Here is a 19,552-nt window from a genome sequence, read left to right as displayed (position 1 = left end):
TTGCACTTCGCCGGTTGGCGCCATGAGATCGATGGTTGTGCAGTCCATAGGGAGTGCACGTGAGGAGGGCTTCGACCTCCTCACGCCTTCTCCACAAACCCATCCAGCACCCGCTTCTGGCCGGCGCGGTCGAAGTCGATGGTGAGCTTGTTGCCCTCGATGGCGGCGATGTTGCCGTTGCCGAACTTCATGTGGAAGACGCGGTCGCCGACCGAGAAACGCGAGGGTTCGGTGGCCGTCGATTTCGCCACCAGCTCGCCGTCGATCGTGCGGCCGCGCGGGCCGCTTTCGCCGTAGCCGATGCGCTCGACCGCGTGGCCGGAGCGGGTGCCCCAGTTGTCGCGGGTGGCGTCGGAGCGGTGCTGCTGGGCGCGCTTCCAGCCGGGCGTGGAGTAGTTGTTCTGGAAGGGATCAGCCTTGTCGAAGCGCGACTGGCCGTAGCCGCCGCGACCATAGCCGCCATAGGATTGTTCATTCTCGGCCACGTCCACATGGGCGAGCGGCAGCTCCTCGAGGAAGCGTGACGGCATGGTCGACTGCCAGAGGCCGTGGATGCGGCGGTTGGAGACGAACCAGATGTGGCAGCGATGCTTGGCGCGGGTGATGCCGACATAGGCGAGGCGCCGTTCTTCCTCAAGGCCGGAGCGGCCGCCCTCATCAAGCGCGCGCTGGTGCGGGAACAGGCCTTCCTCCCAGCCGGGCAGGAAGACGGTATCGAACTCCAGGCCCTTGGCCGAGTGCAGCGTCATGATCGAGACGGCATCGAGGTTCTCGTTCTGCTCGGCATCCATGACGAGAGCGACGTGTTCGAGGAAGCCGCGCAGGCTCTCGAAGGCTTCCATCGAGCGGATGAGTTCCTTCAGGTTTTCCAGCCGTCCGGGGGCTTCCGCCGTCTTGTCGTTCTGCCACATGGCCGTATAGCCGCTCTCGTCGAGGATCTGCTCGGCAAGCTCGGTGTGCACGGTGGTTTCAAGCAGGCTCTGCCAGCGGCGGAAATCGGTGACGACGTCGAACAGTGCCTTGCGCGCCTTCGGCTTCAGCTCGTCGGTCTCGATGATCTCGGAGGCAGCCGCCAGCATCGGGATGTCGCGGGCGCGGGCATAGTCGTGCAGCGTGCGCACGGTGGTGTCGCCAAGGCCGCGCTTCGGCGTGTTGACGATGCGCTCGAAGGCCAGATCGTCTGCCGGCTGGCAGACGAGGCGGAAATAGGCCATGGCATCGCGGATTTCGAGGCGCTCGTAGAAGCGCGGGCCGCCGATGACGCGGTAGTTGAGGCCGAGCGTGACGAAGCGGTCTTCGAATTCGCGCATCTGGAACGAGGCGCGCACAAGGATCGCCATGTCGTTGAGCTTGTGGCTCTTGCGCTGCAACTGCTCGATCTCTTCGCCGACGGCGCGGGCTTCCTCTTCGGAATCCCAGGCGGCGTGCACCTGCACCTTCTCATCATCCGGATCGGTGCGGTCGGTGAAAAGCGTCTTGCCGAGGCGGCCCTCGTTGTGGGCGATCAGGTGACCGGCAGCGCCCAGAATGTGCTCGGTCGAGCGGTAGTTGCGCTCAAGCTTGATCACCTTGGCGCCCGGGAAATCCTTTTCGAAACGCAGGATATTGTCCACTTCTGCGCCGCGCCAGCCATAGATCGACTGGTCGTCGTCGCCCACGCAGCAGACGTTCTGCGGTACGCCCTTGGGGCGCTGGGCAAGCAGCCGCAGCCACATGTACTGCGCCGTGTTGGTGTCCTGGTACTCGTCGACGAGAATGTAGCGGAACTTGTCGTGATAGTCCTTCAGCACATCCGCATGCATGCGGAAGATGCGGATCGGGTGCAAAAGAAGATCGCCGAAGTCGCAGGCGTTCAGCGTCAACAGCCGGTTCTGGTAGGCAGCATAGAGTTCGCGGCCCTTGCCGTTGGCAAAGGCGCGGGCGTCTCCCTCGGGGATCTGGGCGGGATCGAGGCCCTTGTTCTTCCAGCCGTCGATCATGCCGGCAAACTGCTTGGCCGGCCAGCGCTTGTCATCGATGCCTTCGGCCTGGATGAGCTGCTTGATCAGCCGCACCACGTCATCTGTGTCGAGAATGGTGAAATCGGAACGCAGGCCGACGAGCTCGGCGTGGCGGCGCAGCAGCTTGACGCCGATCGAATGGAAGGTGCCGAGCCAGGGCATGCCTTCGACCGCATGGCCGACGAGCACGCCGATGCGCTCCTTCATCTCGCGCGCCGCCTTGTTGGTGAAGGTCACCGCCAGGATCTGCGAGGGAAAGGCGCGGTTGGTCGAAAGGATATGGGCGATTCGGGTCGTCAGCACCCGGGTCTTGCCGGTGCCGGCGCCGGCAAGCACGAGCACGGGGCCATCGAGCGTCTCGACCGCTTCGGACTGTTCCGGGTTGAGGCCGGAGAGATAGTCCGGGCGCGGCTGGGCGCGATCGCGCGCCGCCATGGCGCGCGCGGCGATGCCTCCCGTTGCCGGAATACCTGCGGGGGCGGGCTGCTGCTTGCGCGGCGCCGGCTCCTCGTCGAAGAAGGGAATATCGTCGAAACCACTCATCATGCGGCTCAATGTAGTGATTCGGTGGGGAAAGGCCAGAAAGGATGTTCTTCTTTTATTCCGTTTTCTGCGCCAGCCGCACCAAGCCTGTGGAAAGACAGGCGATTTCGAGACCGCTTATTCTTGGTCGCGCGGTCTATTCTTTTGTCTTGTCGAAGGCGGCATCCACAGGCACCTGCAGCGCCGTCGCCAACTGGTTGGTGCGGGCGGCAAGCGAGATCACCCTGAGCAGGTCCGCATGCTCGGCGTCGGTCATGCCTTTCGCCCTTGCCGCCGCCGTATGGGAATGGGCGCAGTAGCCGCAGCCATTGGTGACGGAGACGGCGATATAGAGCATTTCCTTGACCAGCGGATCGAGCGCCGAGGGCGTTGCCATCACCGCCTTCACGTCGCGCCAGGTCTGTTCCAGGAGCTCCGGATCGAAGGCGAGCCAAAGCCACATATTGTTGATGAAGTCGGATTTGCGGGTGGTGCGAATGTCGTCGAACACGGCTTTGACACGCGGATCGGATTCCGGGTTCTGAGGCGGGGATACGGTGCTCATGGGGCTCCTTCGCTGTTGTTCTCGGCGGTTGTGTGCGGGCCGGCCGGTCGCCTGAAGCGGTGACGATAGCCGACGTCGCGGCGATTGCCAGCGCTGCGTTTTGGGGAAGCCGTCGCCGATGCGTTCAGTTGGGGATTTCGTTGCACGGCTGATTGTTCGAGCCGAATGGTCCGGTCGTAAACAGCACGCCCTTGCTCGAGCCCTGATAGGCGTTGCCGTTCTGCGTGACGATGAAGACCCTGCGGCCGCAAAAGCCCGTCGGCTGCGCGGCAACCACGCGCGTCTGGCCACTGGCGTCAGTGACGGTCTTGGGGTTGCAGGCGCCATAGGGCGTGTCGGCCATGCGAACGGTTGCCGTAGAGCTGCGGCTGAGCGGCGCGGAACTGCCGGGTGGGTATGTGCCCGAAGCCGTGCCTGCAGCGGCCACGGTCGATTGCGTGATCTGAAAATCTGCCGTGCTGTCGTCGTAGCGGCACCGCTTGATGGCCCAGATCCAGACGGCAATGTCGCGCACACCGCTCTCGGGGTCTTCGGCCGAAGCCGCGATGGTGAGCGGCGCCAGGTCGGGAACACTTCGGCGGCGGTTGCAGCAGCTGCTGTCGTTGAAGACCGGGTCGGGATTGCCATGGTCATCCAGGATGCCGGTGATCTCGAGTTTCGTGGTCGGGCCGGTCTTGTCGTCCGCCTGGACAGTCACGGTCTGACACCCCGCAAGAAGCAGGCCCATGGAGACGAGCGCGAATGTCAGGCAAAATGCATGCGGCCCCATGACGACCCCCGCCATTGTCCGTACCGCTGCCCAAGATACTCCCGAAGACTTTTGCCCGCAAACAAGCGCCTTCCTTTGCCGCGCTCGATCAACCCCGCGGCATGTTGCCGTCCACAAACGATGCCCGTCGTTCAGCACCTTCCTCTGTCGCTATCGCAACCTCGTCGAACGCTTCGTCAGCACTCAGGCACTTCCGTGCCGTCGTCACCGGCTTCGACAAGCACAGCGAAAACGACCTTGCTTTCGTCAAACTCGCTTCAGCCAAAACCTGGTTGTGCTCTACAGGTCGGTGACCTAGAAGAAGCTTCGAACGCTCGGAGCGGCGTTCAGGCAGGAGCCCCACCATGATCAAGATGAGCGTCTACTATCCGGCCGATGGCGGCTCGAAGTTCGATCACGACTACTACCGCACCCGCCACATGCCACTGATCCAGGAACGGCTCGGCGATGCCTGCCTGCGCTACGAGATCGATAAGGGCCTTGCGGGTCGCGAGCCTGGAAGCGCGCCGGAGTTCGTCGCGGCGTGCCACGTCTACTCGCCGAGCCTCGAGACATTCCAGGAGGCGTTAGGTCCCCACCGCGCCGAGATTGCCGCGGACGTCGCCAACTATACGGACATCGCGCCCATCGTGCAGATCAGTGAAGTCGTTGGAGGGTAGGGTGCTTTGGCGCGTCAGGCGTAGCCGTTGACCTTTCCGCAATCGGCGTCGTGTTGGCGCACCATGATCCATGGTGACGCAGCCGGTGCGGAACCGGTTGACGGTCGGGGACATGTGGTTGCCGTCGAAGCGAAAACGACCTTGCTCTCGTCAGGCTCGCTTCAGCCAAAACCTGGCTGTGCTCAATAGGCCGGGGACCTAGGCCAGCGCGAAGACGCGGGCCGGGCCGCCGGTGCCGCCGCGGTGCTTCGGCGCGCCGAGGATGAGAGTTGCGCCCTTGACCGGCAGCTTGTCGAGATTGGCTGCTGCCTCCAGCCCCCAGCGACCCTCCGGCAGCCAGGCATAATGCGTGGCGAAATCGGGCGAGGGGCCATGGTCGAGCGACAGCGTATCGACGGCGATACCAGCCGCCTTGCTTTCCTCGATCAGATATTTGGCCGCCTCGACGTGGAAGCCGGGGAAATGCAGCTTGCCGCCGCCATCGGCATTGCGGAACTTGTCCGTGCCCAGATGCGCGCCCCAGCCCGACAGCATGGCGACGCAGGCGTTTTCCGGGATCTCGCCATTGGCGGCGACCCAGGCCTTGAGGTCTTCGGGCGTCACCTGTGCATCGGCATCGGCCTCAGCCTTCTTTCTGATATCGACAATCACCAGCGGCACCACCAGCTTGTCGACGGGCAGTTCGGCGACCGAGAGGCCATCGGCGGAAAAGTGCAGGGGCGCGTCGACATGGGTGCCGGTGTGTTCGTTCACCCGGAGCTCGAACATGTTGAACTTGTCTTTTGCGTAGTTGAACTTCTCCTCGCGGAAGAACTGCTGCTGGCCGAAGAAGGTCGGGAAATCTTCGTGCAACTCGTGGGTCAGGTCGGTGACGCTTGAATGCCCCTGCGCCAGCGCCGGCGGGGCCGCGCCCACGCTTGCGGCGGCAAGACCCGCGGTTCCGACCGCGGCGGCTTTGAAGAAGCTGCGGCGCGAGAGCATGCGCTCTTTCACCGTTTCCATAACACAGGCATCGCACATCGACTTCTCTCCCCCAAGAGGCCTGAAGACAGGCGCAAAGCCGGCCGAAACACGCTGCCGGCGGTTGCAGGATAGCGCAGTGTCGGCGGCTGTAAACGGTAATTCTCTAGTGAATTTCTGGACAAAGCTGCGAGGCGTCGAGCGAAGCCCCCGTGCGTCATCATCCCGCCAACAAATTCGCTTTTATTACAATTGCGTAATGATGGTATTCTGTCGTTGCCCCGACACGCGCGAACAGGGATACTCCGCGCACAATCGGAACGAACCGCCGGCCGCGCCGCGCTGGGGCGTGTTTTATGTTTAATTCGGAGACTTGAATGCGGGTTTGGAAACAGCTTGCGGTGAGCGCCGCTGTGCTTCTCGTGGGCGCAGCCGTCTGGGTGCGTTTTGTGCCTGGTGCTGGTGAAACGCTGGCGGCGATTGGTGTTTCGCATCCGCTGATTGATGCCTTGTCCAAGCCGGGCGCCGGTGGCGGCGAGGGCGGCGAACGCGGCAATGGCCGCGGGCAGGGCGGCAACAACGCCATTCTCGTCATGGTCCGGCCTTCGGGCACGTCTGTTGTCAACGACCGGCTGAACGCGATCGGCAACGGCGAGGCGATCCATTCCGTCACCGTGACGCCGACGGCAACCGGCAACCTCACCGAAATCCTCGTGCGCTCCGGCGAAAAGGTGTCGCAGGGTCAGGTCATTGCCAAGCTCGACAGCGACGACCAGAAGATTGCTGCCGACCAGGCGAGGCTGACACGTGACAGCGCACGCGAAAAGGTCGAGCGCTACCGCAACCTGAGCACCGCCCGCGCGGTAACAGCCGTGGACGTGCGCGACGCCGAAATCGCCATGCAGACCGCCGAACTGGCGCTGAAGACCGCAGAGCTCGACCTCAAGCGCCGCGACATCGTGGCGCCATCGAAGGGCGTCGTCGGCATCATCACCGTCAATGTCGGCGACTACGTCACGACCACGACGCCGATTGCCGTCGTCGACGACCGCTCGGAAATCCTCGTCGATTTCTGGGTGCCCGAGCGCTTCGCCAACAAGATCTTCGTCGGCCAGCCGGTCACGGCCTTCGCCATCGCCCAGCCGGGCAACCAGCTCGACGGTGCGATCCACGCGATCGACAACCGCCTCGATCAGGCGAGCCGGACGCTGCGCGTGCGCGCACGGCTTGAAAACCCCGACGACAAGCTGAGGGCGGGCATGTCCTTCTCGGTCACCGTGGCCTTTGACGGCGACACTTATCCGACGGTCGATCCGCTGGCGATCCAGTGGAGTTCGGAAGGCTCCTATATCTGGCGCGTCTCCAGCGACAAGAGCGAGAAGGTGCCGGTGAAGATCATTCAGCGCAACCCGGACAAGGTGCTGGTGGACGCCGCACTGTCGCAAGGCGACGAGATCGTCACCGAAGGCGTGCAGCGCCTGCGCGACGGCGGCGCCGTGCGCATCGCCGGCCGCGAGAACAAGCAGGAACCGCAGAAGGTTGCGGAGGAAACCAAGTGAGCGGCGGCGACAGTCAGGCAAGCGGCCATGGTGCCGGCCAAGGCAGCGCCGGCGGCCAGATGTCGGCCCGCGAACGCGGCAAGACCGGCTTTACCGCACTCTTCATCCGCCGGCCGATCTTCGCGCTGGTGGTCAATACGCTGATCGTCGTTGCCGGCCTTGCGGCCTGGAACGGCATCGAGATCCGCGAACTGCCGCAGGTCGACCAGCCGGTCATCTCGGTGACGACAACGCTCGATGGCGCCGCACCCGAGACCATGGACCGCGAGGTGACCTCGGTGGTCGAAGGGGCCGTGTCGCGCGTGCAGGGCATCCGCGACATTTCCTCGACCTCGTCCTTCGGCCGCAGCCGCGTGACGCTGCAGTTCTCCGACACGACCGATATCGGCCAGGCTTCCAACGACATTCGCGACGCGCTCGGCCGGGTGCGCAACCAGCTTCCCGACAATGTCGACGAGCCGAGCATCGTGAAAGCCGATGCTGACAGCCAGCCGATCATGCGGCTGGCGCTGACCTCCGATACGATGTCGAGGGAAGACATGACGCTGCTCGTCGAAAACGAGATCAGCGACCGGCTCGCCGCCGTTGAAGGCGTGGCCGACGTTGCCGTCTATGGCGACCAGGAGAAGATCTTCCGCATCGACCTCGACCAGGCGAAGCTCGCCGGGCGCGGCGTGACGGTCGCAAACCTGCGCACTGCGCTTGCCAATGCCTCCTATGACGTGCCAGCCGGCAAGCTGACGAGCGCCAGCCAGGACATCTCGGTACGCGCCACCGCCGACCTGCAGACGCCGGAGCAGTTCGAAAACCTGATCCTCGTCAACAATGTGCGCCTGCGCGATGTGGCGACCGTTACGCTCGGTCCCGACACCGGCACGACGGCGCTGCGCTCCAACGGCCGCCAGGGCATCGGCCTTGGCATCGTGCGCCAGGCGCAGTCCAACACCGTCGATATCTCCGAGGGCGTGCGCAAGGTCGTCGAGACGATCCAGACGCAGATCCTGCCCGAGGGTACGCAGCTCCGCATTACCAGCGATGACGCCGTCTTCATCAACGGTGCTATCCACGAGGTGGAAATCGCGCTGATCGTCGCGGTCTTCATTGTGACGCTGGTCATCTACATGTTCCTGCTCGACTGGCGGGCGACGCTGATCCCGACGATCTCGATGCCGATCGCGCTGATCGGCACGGTGGCGGCGATCTATCTCGCGGGCTTCTCGATCAACATCCTGACGCTGCTCGCGATCGTGCTTGCGACCGGGCTTGTCGTCGACGACGCCATCGTGGTGCTCGAAAACATCGTGCGACGGCGCGCCGAGGGGCTCGGCCCACGCGCGGCGGCCGTTCACGGCACGCTCGAAGTGTTCTTCGCGGTGCTGGCGACGACCGCGACGCTTGCCGCCGTCTTCGTGCCGCTCTCGTTCCTTCCGGGCCAGACCGGCGGTCTCTTCCGCGAGTTCGGCTTCGTGCTTGCCTTCGCGATCCTCCTGTCCTCCTTCGTGTCGCTGACGCTTTGCCCGATGCTCGCCTCGCGCATGCTGACGAAGGATACGCATACGGTGCCGGGGCCGATGGCGCGGTTCGGTGCGCGGGCGGCCGGGTTCTACCGGGTGACGCTGCGCGCCTGCCTCAACTCGCCGCTGATCGTCTTCGTCGTCGCGGGCTTCTTCACCGCCATGGGGGCTGCCGGCTTCCTGACGCTGAAATCGGAGCTGACGCCGACGGAAGACCGCTCGCAGATCATGATGCGCATCAACGCGCCGCAGGGCGTTTCGCTCGAATACGCCCAGGCCCAGATGCGCCGCATCGAGGACGGTTTGCAGCCGTTGGTGAAATCCGGCGAGATCGACAACATCTTCTCGATCTCCGGACAGGGCGGTTCGGTCAACAGCGGCTTCATGGTGCTGACGCTCGCTCCCTGGGACAAGCGTGACCGCACCCAGCAGGAGATCGTCACCGACATCAACAAGGTGACCGGGCGCATTCCTTCGGTTCGCGTCTTTGCGATGCAGCCGAACAGCCTGGGCATTCGCGGCGCCGGCAGCGGCCTGCAGGTGGCGCTCGTCGGCAACGACTACAACAAGCTCGGTGATGCGGCGGCAAAGCTGGTGCGCCAGATGGAAGACACCGGCCGCTTCGAAAACGTCCGCCTCAACTACGAGGCCAACCAGGCGCAGCTTTCGATCACCATCGACCGCGAGCGCGCCTCCGACATGGGCGTCGATATCGGCGGCCTTGCCTGGGCGCTGCAGGCCATGCTCGACGGCAACAGCGTCGTCGACGTCTATGTCGACGGCGAGTCCTATCCGGTGAAGCTTCTGTCCTCGACCAACCCGGTCAACGATCCGACCGATCTGCAGAACATTTTCCTCAAGGCCGGTGACGGCAAGATCGTGCCGATGTCGACGATCGCCAGCGTCGAGGAGATGGCGGTGGCGCCGCAGCTGTCGCGGGAATCGCAGCTTCGCGCCGTTTCGCTTTCGGCCGGCCTCAAGTCCGATCTGGCGCTCGGCGAGGCACTGACCATGGTCGAGCAGATGGCAGAGCCGCTTCTGCCGCCGGGCTCGCGGATCATGCCGCTTGCCGAAGCCGCAACGCTCAACGAAAACGCCAACGGCCTCTTCGTCACCTTCGGCTTCGCGCTCGTCATCATCTTCCTGGTGCTGGCGGCCCAGTTCGAAAGCTTCGTCAGCGGCCTGATTATCATGTCGACGGTGCCGCTGGGGCTTGCCTGCGCGGTCTTTGCGATGATCATGACTGGCAACACGCTGAACATCTACAGCCAGATCGGCCTCGTGATGCTTGTCGGCATCATGGCGAAGAACGGCATCCTGATCGTCGAATTCGCCAACCAGCTGCGCGACCGCGGCCAGGACGTGCGCTCGGCGATTGAGAATGCCGCCAACATCCGCCTGCGCCCTGTCATGATGACGATGATCGCCACCATCGTCGGCGCGGTGCCGCTGGTGCTTGCCAGCGGCGCGGGCGCCGAGGCGCGCATCGCGCTGGGCTGGGTGCTCGTCGGCGGTCTTGGTCTTGCGGTGATCGTCACCCTCTACCTGACGCCGGTCGCCTATCTGGTGATCGCGCGCTTCACCAAGCCGCATGCGGACGAGGAGCGCAAGCTGCACGAGGAAATGGACGCGGCGGCAGCGCTGGAGGTGCGCTAGCCGGAGCGGCCGTCGCGCGACGGCTTATTATTCGAGCCCGGCGGCAACGAGAAAGATCGCTGCCGCCAGCCCGCCGAGCGCGCTGCGCCCGGCGTGAAGCCTGCCCCAGAGACCGAGGAGATCTCGGCTTTCCGGGCCGGCGTCGTCCGGCCGGACTGCCTCCAGCTGGCGGTTGACCGGCATCACGAAGAGCAGCGTATAGGGCCAGTTCAGGATGATGATCGCGGCCCCCAGCCCCCACAGCACATGGCCGGTCTGTCCCCAGGCACCGGCGCCGAACAGGCCCGAGACGAGCGCGAGCGTCGCCTGCATCTCGAAGCCGCGCCGATAGGACGGCACCCACTGCACGAGTGCGGCGCGATCATCGAGATGCAGCCGTGCGGGCTGTTCTGCCCAGGTGATGTAGATGGCGGCGCCGAAGAAAACCGACGCGGTGAGCAAAGCGGTTAGACCCAGCATTTGCCTCTCCTTCCTTCACGCCTCCATCATAATCCAAGGCTCACGAAACGGCAGGTGTTTTCTGCCGTTTCGCTCTCATACGTAGCAGTACCGGAGTTCGGTCGGTCTGAGGCGTGACTTTTGCCAGCAGCAAATGTGGTGCGACGCGGCTTGCCCGTTTGCAAGGCCCTCTGTCTACCGGCCCGCCCGCCCTACGTGCCGTCACGCCGCACGGCCAGCGCCGTCGCGCAGAGCACGACCTCCACCTCTTCTTCGAGTTCGAGGCAGATCTGCCGGTACTCGTCAGCGAGATCCGGGCGGCCGCCGCCCAACACGAGTGCGTCCCGCATGTTGACCGCGAGTTCATAACTGCAGAACAGCTCAATCATGCAATCTGACGATGCCGACGCGATGCTGCCTCTCAGGTGCGGCAACCGCATCATCAGTCGCTTTCTGCCGATCTCTCCAAGCACGTCACACGTCCTTCCGCTCGGCTTTTATACGCAAGGACTTCCCGAACGGATCACCGCGCGGCGCGGTGTGGAGATGACATTTCGGCAAACGGGGACATATCGTGTCGGCTTTTCAGCGTTGGTGTTTTCCACGCTGTCATACAGTCTTGTGACACTCCGGTCTCACGTCAGGCGTTTTCCTGCGCTACTGTGACCGGGAAGTGCGCGAGCGTCTGGACAAAGTGATTCCGATTTGCACAGTAGCGCCTTGAAATGACTGCGCTTCCCGAACATCGAAAAGGCAGCGTGGCGAATGCAAGAGGAAGGGCGTTTTCCGTGGCATTGAAGGCGATCAGGGCTGGCGCGAGAAACGAGGCGGGGATTGCGGCGGCGAAGGCGGACCTTTCCGCCCGCTTCGGCGACCGGTTCCAGACGGGCGAGGCGATCCGCGCCCAGCATGCTCACACCACCACCTATATTCCGGCACAGCTTCCCGACGGCGTGCTGTTTGCCGAAGGCGCCGGGGACGTGCGCGAGATCGTCCAGATCGCCGCGCGACACAAGGTGCCGCTGATCCCGTTCGGCACCGGCTCCTCGCTCGAAGGGCATATCAACGCCCCCCATGGCGGCATCTCGGTCGATCTCTCGCGTATGAACAAGGTGCTCGAGGTCAATGCCGAGGACCTCGACTGCCGCGTCGAGCCGGGCATCACCCGCGAGGAGCTCAACACCTACCTGCGCGACACCGGCCTGTTCTTCCCGATCGATCCCGGCGCCAACGCCTCGATCGGCGGCATGGCCTCGACGCGGGCGTCGGGCACCAATGCGGTGCGCTACGGCACGATGAAAGACAATGTGCTGGCGCTGACGGTGGTGACCGCTGACGGGCGCGAGATCCGCACGGCGCATCGGGCGCGCAAGTCCTCTGCCGGCTACGACCTGACGCGGCTTTTCGTTGGCGCCGAAGGCACGCTCGGCATCATCACCTCGATCACGCTCAGGCTGCAGGGTATTCCGGAGGTCATTTCCGGCGGCGTCTGCCCGTTCCCGACGATCGAGGACGCCTGCAATGCGGTGATCCTCACCATCCAGTCGGGCATTCCGGTCGCGCGCATCGAACTGCTCGATGCGCTGCAGATGAAGGCCTGCAACGGCTATTCCGGCCTTTCCTATCAGGAGACGCCGACGCTCTTCGTCGAATTCCACGGCAGCCCCGAGAGTGTCGAATTACAGGCGCGCCAGTTTGGCGAGATCGCTTCGGAGTTCGGCGCCAGCGACTTCCTCTGGACCACCAATCCGGAGGAACGGGCGCGGCTCTGGAAGGCGCGGCACAATGCCTATTGGGCGCAAAAAAGCCTGATCCCGGGCGCGGCGATCCTGTCGACCGATGTCTGCGTCCCGATCTCGCGGCTGGCGGAATGCGTGGCGGCAACGCAGGAAGATAGCGCCGCCCACGGGCTGACGGCGCCGATCGTCGGCCATGCCGGCGACGGAAACTTTCATGTCGGCTTGCTGTTTGACGACAAGGATCCGGCTGACGTTGTGCGCGCCGAGGCCTTTGTCGAGCGGCTGAACGCGCGGGCGCTCGCCATGGACGGCACCTGCACCGGCGAGCACGGCATCGGCCAGGGCAAGATGCCGTTCCTTGAGGCCGAACTCGGCGACGCGCTCGATCTGATGCGCCAGATCAAGCGCTCGCTTGATCCGGACAATATCTTCAACCCGGGCAAGATTTTCGCTTGAGGTGAGACGCGCGACGGGCCGTTTTTTGGGACAATGCGCCGGCGACAAAGTGTGATACTGCATAATTCTCAAAGTCGGAATCGACCCCTAGGGAATTATGCGGCAAATCAAGGATGCTACGGCGCCATCAGCGGCGCTGCAGCCGGGCGCCGGTTTCTGGCGCTTAAATCGATTTGCGGCGCGGATGCGCCGATGAACGGAATGGGAATATAGGCACGGTGCTTTCGCGAATTCTTCTTGCCGTCGGCGGACTTGTGGTCGTTGCGCTCTTTGCGGCGCTGATCGCCCCGTGGTTCATCGACTGGACGGGTTTCCGCAAGGAGTTCGAGCGCGAGGCAAGCCGCATCATGGGCAAGCCCGTCGTCGTGCATGGCAGCGTCGATGCGCGGCTGATCCCATTCCCAACCGTGACGCTCAACGACGTGCGCGTCGGCGCCGCCGAGGACGGCGACCCGCTGATCCAGGTGGCGCAGTTCTCGATGAGCGCCGAGCTTGCGCCGTTCCTGAGCGGCGAGGCATTGATCTTCGACATGAAGCTCGATCGTCCGCGGGCCAAAGTGCGCCTGTTGCCCGACGGTACGCTCGACTGGGCGAGGGGCCGCCGGGCCTCGATCCCGGCCAAGACCGTCGTGCTTGAAAATGTCGAGATCACCAATGGCCAGGTCGAATTCGTCGACGAGCAGACCGGCCGCACCCGCCGCGTGAGCGGCCTTGCCGCAGACATTTCGGCCCGCACGCTCGCCGGGCCCTGGAAGGTTGAGGGGCGCGCCGCGCTCGATGGCGAAGCCGGCAGTTTCTCCTTTACCAGCAACGAAGTGGACGAGGCGGGTACGCTCAGCCTGAAGGCGCGGGTAACGCCCGACAAGCGTCCCTTCGGCGTCGAGACCGACGGTTCGCTGCGCATCGTCGATTTCAGGCCGGTCTATAGCGGCCGCTTCACGCTGACGGAGAACCGCCCGCAGGCCGAGACGAAGGATGCGGATGGGCGGGCGCCGCTGCGCATCAACGGCAACTTCCAGCTGACCAACGAGAGCATCCGCGTCCCGGAATATCGCTTCGAAATCGGCCCGTCGGATGATCCCTATGTGGTCACCGGCGAGGCAACGCTCGATACCGGCAAGGACCAGAAGTTCCTGCTGATCGCCGACGGCCAGCAGATCGACGTCAGCCGCATCGGCCCGAGCCGCAACAACAAGACCGGCCGCGATCCGGCGATCTCGATGCGCCAGCGGCTCGAAGCCATGCTGGCGATCGCCGCCGAAATTCCCATCCCGCAGGTGCCCGGCCGCGCCAGCCTGAAGCTGCCGGCGATCGTCGTCGGCGATACGACGGTCCGCGACGTGCGGATCGACGTACAGCCCGATGGCGCCGGCTGGGTGATCGACAATGTCGTGGCGCTGCTGCCGGGGCGCACGCAGCTCGAAGCCAAGGGGCGGCTGAACCTCAAGGGACAGCGCACTTTCCGCGGCGACCTTCTGCTGGCCTCCAACCAGCCTTCCGGCCTTGCCAACTGGCTGGCGGGCTCGGTCGATCCGGCGATCCGCAAGCTGAGGACCGCCGGCTTTTCCGCCAAGGTGAACCTCACCGATACATTGCAGCAGTTCGAGAACCTCGAAGTGGCGGCCGACGAGGCGAGCCTCAAGGGGCGGCTGGAGCGACAGTCCTTCGCCGACCAGCAGCCGAACCTTTCGCTGCAGCTGAAGGGTAATCGCATCGACTTCGAAGCCTTGCAGGCGCTGACCGGGCTGGTGGCGGGCGACGCTTCCACCGACACCTTGCTGCAGCACGCGATTGCCGCCGATCTTTCGGCTGACGAGTTTTCCGCCTTCGGCGAGCAAGCGCAGGACGTGCAGGCGGTGCTGACGCTGAAGAACGGCCAGATCCAGGCCGAACGCGTGGCGATCGGCTCGCTCGCCGGCGCACAGCTCGCCTTTTCCGGCCGGGCCAGCGGCGACCTCGAAAAGCCCGTCGTCTCGGCCAAGATGAAGCTTGCCGCCAAGAACCTGACGCCGTTCCTGGAAATGATCGGCCGCCACGCGGTCAATCATCCAGCGCTCCGGCAGTTGATCAAGGCCGGTCCCTATTACAGCGACACGGCCTTCGACGTGACGCTGACGGCCGGCAACAAGGAAGGCAACGCGCCCGCGACCTTCGGCATCTTCGGGACCGCGAACGGTACCAAGATCGCCGCCAGCTACCAGGCGCCCGACATGGCGCAGGCGCTGACCGGCAAGGCCATGCTTTTGGAAGCGACGCTCGAAAATCCCGAGACGCGGCTCCTGCTCGGCCAGACGGGTTTCGATCCCTTGCCCTTCGATGCGGATGCCAACGGCATTCTCTCCGTCAAGCTGCAAAGCACCGACGGACCGACGGCGAACGGCACGGTGACCTTTACGACCGAGAAGACGTCGCTCGCCGCCAAGGGCAGCGTCGATCTTTCCCGCGATCATTTCCTCGAAGGTCAGGCGAAGGTGACGCTGCAGACCCAGGACCTGGAGCCCTATCTTCTGCTCCAGGGCGTGGCCTTGCCGCAGATGGGCAGCGGCCTGCCGCTGACCGTCTCTGCCGATATCGCGACGACGCCCGAAACAATTGCGCTGACCACTGTCGAGGGCAAGGCCGACCACAACGGCTTTACCGGCAATCTGACGATCGACCGCCAGACGCCGGGGGCGGCCAGCGGACAGCTGACGCTCGACACGCTCGATCTCGCCTGGCTCGGCGAGGGCGTCCTCGGACCGATCGAGGATACGAACGGGGCCTTCTCGAAGGGGGCTCTGGCGCAGCCTGCCTGGACCGGGCTCAACGTCGCGCTGGACGTGCAGGCGCAGAAATTCTGGCCGGGCGTCTATGGCGCGGTCACGAGCTTTGCCGGCAAGATGGAATGGAAGGGCGACGAGGTCGCGCTGACCGATGCGGCCGGCGACTGGCTGGGCGGCAAGCTCGCCGGGCGGGTGCAGATCGGCAATGCCAACGGCTCGGGCTTCCTGCGCTCGCGCCTGGACGTCAAGGGCGGCGACCTTGCCCAGGCGGGCTGGGCCCATGCGGGCACGCCGGTCGCGACCGGGACTTTCGATCTTTCGGTAGCACTTGAGGCATCGGGTGCGACGCCCGAGGCGATGGCGCATTCGGCAAGCGGTTCGGGTACGACAACCTTCAACGGCATGACGCTCGCCGGCATCAACAGCGCAGCTCTGCCGCAGCTGATCGCGGCAGCCGATGCGCTGAAGACGCAGATCTCGGCGGACGCGATCAGAAGTGCGGCGGAGGCGACGATCTTCTCGGGTCAATCGCTGGTCGGCGTCGTCAAGGCACCCTTCAGCATCGCCGGCGGGGTGCTCCGGGCGCAGAACGTGACGGCTGGCGACGGCAATGCCGCGATGACCGGCGAGGCTTCGCTGGACCTTGCGGCGGGCCGGATCGACGCCGGCATCGATCTGACCTTCCGGCCGGGTGACGAGGCGCTTGCCGGTGCCGAGCCGCGTGTGCGCATCGGCTATGCCGGCCTGCTGGAAGCACCGGGCGTCGATCTCAACGTTGCCGATCTCGCGAACTTCCTGTCGCTTCGCGCCTTCGAGCGCGAGCGCCGGCGGGTCGAGATCCTGCAGGCGAACGTGCTGGAGAAGCAGCGTCTGCGCCGCGAACTTGCGCTTTACAAGGCGCGGGCGGAGGCAAGGGAACTGGAGCGCAAACGCGCCGTTGCCGAGGAACGCAGGCGCGCAGCCGGCGCTGCCGAGGCCGCCCGCCTCAAGGCGGAAGCAGATGCGCGAGCAGAGGCCGAACGCAAGGCCGAAGCGGAGCGACAGGCGGAAGCCGCGCGTCGGGCGGCAGAGGCAGCGCGCAGCGCCGGACAGGGCCAGCCGATCCCGCAGACGGGACCGACCCCCCAGACCGTACCGGACGGTGCCACCGGCACCCCTCCCGGACAGAGGCTCAACTTCGACGTCCTGCCCGACGTTACCGTACAGTAGCCGGTGACTATGCCGGAGCACGACGCTCCCTGGCTTTCGGGGCCGGAGATGCGCTTCCAATTTCGCATCCGGCCATGATACCATCCTTGGCTTGTGTCCCCTGAAGCGCGTCGCGATCTTTCAGCTTCGCTCTCTGCGCTTTTGATTTTTCGCATGTCGTTATCCCAAGACCGCTGCGCGCTTTTGCGCGACATGCTCTGGCTTCAGATTTCGAACATACCTTTATCGGGCGGGCATTCTCTTGGTTTCCGGCGCATCGTGGCGCGCGAACGGGATCGGCAGAGTTTTAACGAATTCTGAAGCACATCCTCCACTATTGATCGCTAAATTAGCAATTTGCGTTGGATGGGGCAGGGGGTGCGGCTTGCGGGCCGCGTCTTTAATCGGCGCATGGGAAGGATGACGTCGATCGCTCCGGATTGACCCGAGCGGCGCGTCGCCGTCTGCTGAGGGGGCAACGATCAGAGATGCGCTACAATTTGAGGAAGAGAGCCGCCCGTATCTTTGCGGACGAACGCGGCAACTTTACCGTTCTGACCGCGCTGATAGCGGTGCCGTTGTTGAGTGCCGCGTCGATCGCCATCAACCTGGCGCGGATCAATCTCGAGGCCGCGAAGATGCAGACGGCGCTCGATGCCGCTGCCTTCTCGGCGGTCAAATCCTACGGCGAGGGCGAGACCGAGGCCAGTGCCAGGGATCTCGCCAACAACGTCTTCTTTGCGAATTTCGGCCAGCCGGAGATCGTCGATCAGCTCGGCCCGGAGAGCGGTGTGGCGGTGGCGGCCACGCCGGTGCAGATCGCCTTCGGCGCCGCCGGCGTCGAGACCACGGCGACCGCGGCCTACGCGTTGAAATACAATCCGCTCTTCTTCGGGCTGCAGCCCTATACGATCGACCGGGAAAGTGTTGCCGCGCGCATGCCCGGGAGAGAGGCCTGCATTCTGGCGCTGCACCCGACGGCGAGCCGGGCCTTCGAGGTCAGCGGCGGGGCGAGCGTCGACACATCCGGCTGTACGATCACGTCGAACTCGACCGACGCGCAGTCGATCTACCTCAGCGGCTCGGCCACGCTCAAGGCCGAGTGTCTCTACGCCGCCGGCAAGGTGTCCGCGACGCTCGCCAACCTGCAGCTTGCCTGTGGCAAGGCGGTAGAGGAGGTGACGCCAATTGCCGACCCCTTCCGGTCGAAGAAGATGCCGACCACGGCAGGCTGGGTGAGCCTTGCTGGCTGCGGGCAGAATTTCGTCGGTGGCGGTGGCGGCAACGGCGACTGCAACGGCACCGGCAAGACGCCGAACAACGCGCCCGACACCTACCGCGTCGAGCTGAAGCCTGGCACCTATGGCGATCTCGAAATCAAGGGCAAGGTTCTTCTGAGACCCGGCAACTACATCATCGACGGCGGTAGCCTGAAGTTCACCAGCCAGTCGGTGGTGAGCGCCGAAGGGGTAACCTTCTTCCTCCTGAACGGCGCCCAGCTCGACATTCACGGCGGGGCGACCTTCCAGGTCAGCGCGCCGACGACCGGCGACTGGGCCGGCTTCTCGATCGTCGCCGGGCGCAACAACACGGCCAGCGCCACCATCAACGGCAACAGCGCCTCGTCGCTCGCCGGCATCATCTACATGCCGGCGTCGCGCGAGATCCAGTATGCCGGCAACGGATCGACCGGCGGTGAATGCGTGCGCATCGTCGCCCAGGAAATCACCATGATCGGCAACAGCAGCTTCAAGCTTGATTGCAAGGCGGTGCTGGCCAACACCACCATCAACAACCCCGGCGCGATCCGGCTGGTGCGATAACGACGGACGCGTCTTGCCACCGGCCGTTGGCCGGCGGCGTGATCGCTTGCCGGTGTCCAGGCGCGACTTGCCTTCAGAAGCGGATGGACAGTCCGAGGATTGGACCTTGCTGGACCACGTCGAAGATGAAGCCGTCATTGTCGTAGTTGACGCCCAGCGCACGATAACCGGCGATCGCCGAGATCGTGTCGTTGAAACGGTAGCCGAGGCCAAGGCCGACGTCCCAGTCGATGTCGGCGCCGCCGGCGCCGACCAGGCCCCAGCCGGTCAGGTAGATCTCCGGTGTGAAGAAGTAGTTGCCGCGCACGCCCACCATGCCGTCGACCCAAGTCTTGCGGTCATCGCGGCTGATACCGTCGAGCGGGCCGCCCTGAAAGGATATGGTGGTGTTGACCGACCAGATCCTGGCGCCGCCGACCACGTCGAGATGCGAGTTCTGATCCTCAAACACCGTGTAACCGACGCCGATGAGGCCGGCGAAGGTCTCCGATTCCACATCGACCGTATCGGTGAAGACGCCGCGCGCTTTGCCGTCGCCGGAGAGCTTCGTATAGATCAAGTCACCAAAGACGCTGAAGCGGTCCTTGCGCGCTTCGACGGTGGCCATGGCGGCGAAGTCGAGATTGCTCCAGATGTCGCTGAAGCTGGAGTCGATGTGAACGGTCGGGAGCCCGAATTGCGCTGTGTCGCCGGAGAGGCCCGCCATCCAGAAATAGGGCGCGAAGGTGAATTGCCAGCCGCTCTCGGTTTCTTCCACGGGGGCCGCGGGCGCCATCAGCGGCGTGATGTCGGCCGCGTGGGTCGGCAGGGCGAACAACAGGCCAAGGCAGGCCGTGAGGCCCAGTCGTGTAGGGATACTCATGAAACGCCTCCCGCTTGAGACAATCCCTGAAACGAGAGACGGGCCCGTCTGGAATTGCGCACTACAGACTCTCGAACACA

13 protein-coding genes are annotated in these 19,552 nt (G+C 64.6%); 6 read left to right on the top strand and 7 right to left on the bottom strand.

What is annotated here, in order from left to right; translation table 11 throughout:
• Positions 1-80: 80 nt before the first annotated feature.
• The 3 genes from IB279_RS12595 to IB279_RS12585 all read right to left on the bottom strand — a co-directional run bounded on the left by IB279_RS12595 (position 81) and on the right by IB279_RS12585 (position 3,856).
• A complete protein-coding gene (locus tag IB279_RS12595; RefSeq protein WP_034792560.1) occupies positions 81-2,546 on the bottom strand; it encodes an ATP-dependent helicase in 2,466 nt (821 codons plus the stop codon).
• Positions 2,547-2,679: 133 nt separating this feature from the next.
• Positions 2,680-3,087 (bottom strand): carboxymuconolactone decarboxylase family protein, encoded by a 408-nt coding sequence (locus IB279_RS12590; protein WP_112771089.1) that lies wholly within the window; start codon positions 3,085-3,087, stop codon positions 2,680-2,682.
• 124 nt (positions 3,088-3,211) lie between these two features.
• The gene (locus IB279_RS12585) at positions 3,212-3,856 is read right to left on the bottom strand and encodes a hypothetical protein (protein WP_090294305.1); all 645 of its coding nucleotides are present in this window, start codon (positions 3,854-3,856) and stop codon (positions 3,212-3,214) included.
• Between the two features lie 344 nt (positions 3,857-4,200).
• Here IB279_RS12585 and IB279_RS12580 point away from each other — a divergent pair, with 344 nt between their 5' ends.
• Positions 4,201-4,515, top strand: a complete 315-nt coding sequence (locus IB279_RS12580; RefSeq protein ID WP_112771087.1) for an EthD family reductase — start codon at positions 4,201-4,203, stop codon at positions 4,513-4,515.
• Between the two features lie 198 nt (positions 4,516-4,713).
• On the opposite strand, the gene IB279_RS12575 is transcribed toward IB279_RS12580, so the two are convergent.
• Positions 4,714-5,535, bottom strand: coding sequence for a cyclase family protein (locus IB279_RS12575; protein WP_060515955.1), 822 nt, complete (start codon positions 5,533-5,535; stop codon positions 4,714-4,716).
• Positions 5,536-5,852: 317 nt separating this feature from the next.
• On the opposite strand from IB279_RS12575, the gene IB279_RS12570 reads away from it, so the two are divergent.
• Positions 5,853-7,034, top strand: a complete 1,182-nt coding sequence (locus tag IB279_RS12570) for an efflux RND transporter periplasmic adaptor subunit (protein ID WP_034792575.1) — start codon at positions 5,853-5,855, stop codon at positions 7,032-7,034.
• 59 nt (positions 7,035-7,093) lie between these two features.
• Positions 7,094-10,204, top strand: a complete 3,111-nt coding sequence (locus tag IB279_RS12565; protein WP_192339255.1) for an efflux RND transporter permease subunit — start codon at positions 7,094-7,096, stop codon at positions 10,202-10,204.
• A gap of 27 nt (positions 10,205-10,231) precedes the next feature.
• Here the strand turns inward: IB279_RS12565 and IB279_RS12560 are convergent, their stop codons facing one another.
• Together IB279_RS12560 and IB279_RS12555 are read right to left on the bottom strand one after the other, a co-directional pair.
• Positions 10,232-10,663: a DUF1772 domain-containing protein gene (locus tag IB279_RS12560; RefSeq protein WP_034792578.1), complete on the bottom strand. Its 432-nt coding sequence runs from the start codon at positions 10,661-10,663 to the stop codon at positions 10,232-10,234.
• 191 nt (positions 10,664-10,854) lie between these two features.
• Positions 10,855-11,115: a hypothetical protein gene (locus IB279_RS12555; RefSeq protein WP_060515956.1), complete on the bottom strand. Its 261-nt coding sequence runs from the start codon at positions 11,113-11,115 to the stop codon at positions 10,855-10,857.
• Between the two features lie 315 nt (positions 11,116-11,430).
• Between IB279_RS12555 and IB279_RS12550 the strand changes: the two genes are divergently transcribed.
• From IB279_RS12550 to IB279_RS12540, 3 genes are all read left to right on the top strand, one after another.
• Entirely contained in the window at positions 11,431-12,837 is a 1,407-nt protein-coding gene (locus tag IB279_RS12550; RefSeq protein ID WP_060515957.1) for an FAD-binding oxidoreductase, read from the top strand.
• A gap of 254 nt (positions 12,838-13,091) precedes the next feature.
• On the top strand, positions 13,092-16,808 hold the full coding sequence (locus tag IB279_RS12545; RefSeq protein WP_375292945.1) for an AsmA-like C-terminal region-containing protein: 3,717 nt from the start codon (positions 13,092-13,094) through the stop codon (positions 16,806-16,808).
• Positions 16,809-17,275: 467 nt separating this feature from the next.
• Entirely contained in the window at positions 17,276-18,610 is a 1,335-nt protein-coding gene (locus IB279_RS12540; RefSeq protein WP_060515958.1) for a TadE/TadG family type IV pilus assembly protein, read from the top strand.
• Positions 18,611-18,683: 73 nt separating this feature from the next.
• Here the strand turns inward: IB279_RS12540 and IB279_RS12535 are convergent, their stop codons facing one another.
• Complete coding sequence (locus tag IB279_RS12535; protein WP_034792592.1) at positions 18,684-19,472, bottom strand: hypothetical protein; 789 nt, start codon at positions 19,470-19,472, stop codon at positions 18,684-18,686.
• Positions 19,473-19,552 lie beyond the last annotated feature (80 nt).

This window comes from Ensifer sp. ENS06 (assembly GCF_014852205.1).
Taxonomy (GTDB): Bacteria; Pseudomonadota; Alphaproteobacteria; order Rhizobiales; family Rhizobiaceae; genus Ensifer; species Ensifer adhaerens.
Note: the sequence above shows the minus strand (reverse complement) of the source record. Positions and strands in the feature narration are given on the sequence as shown.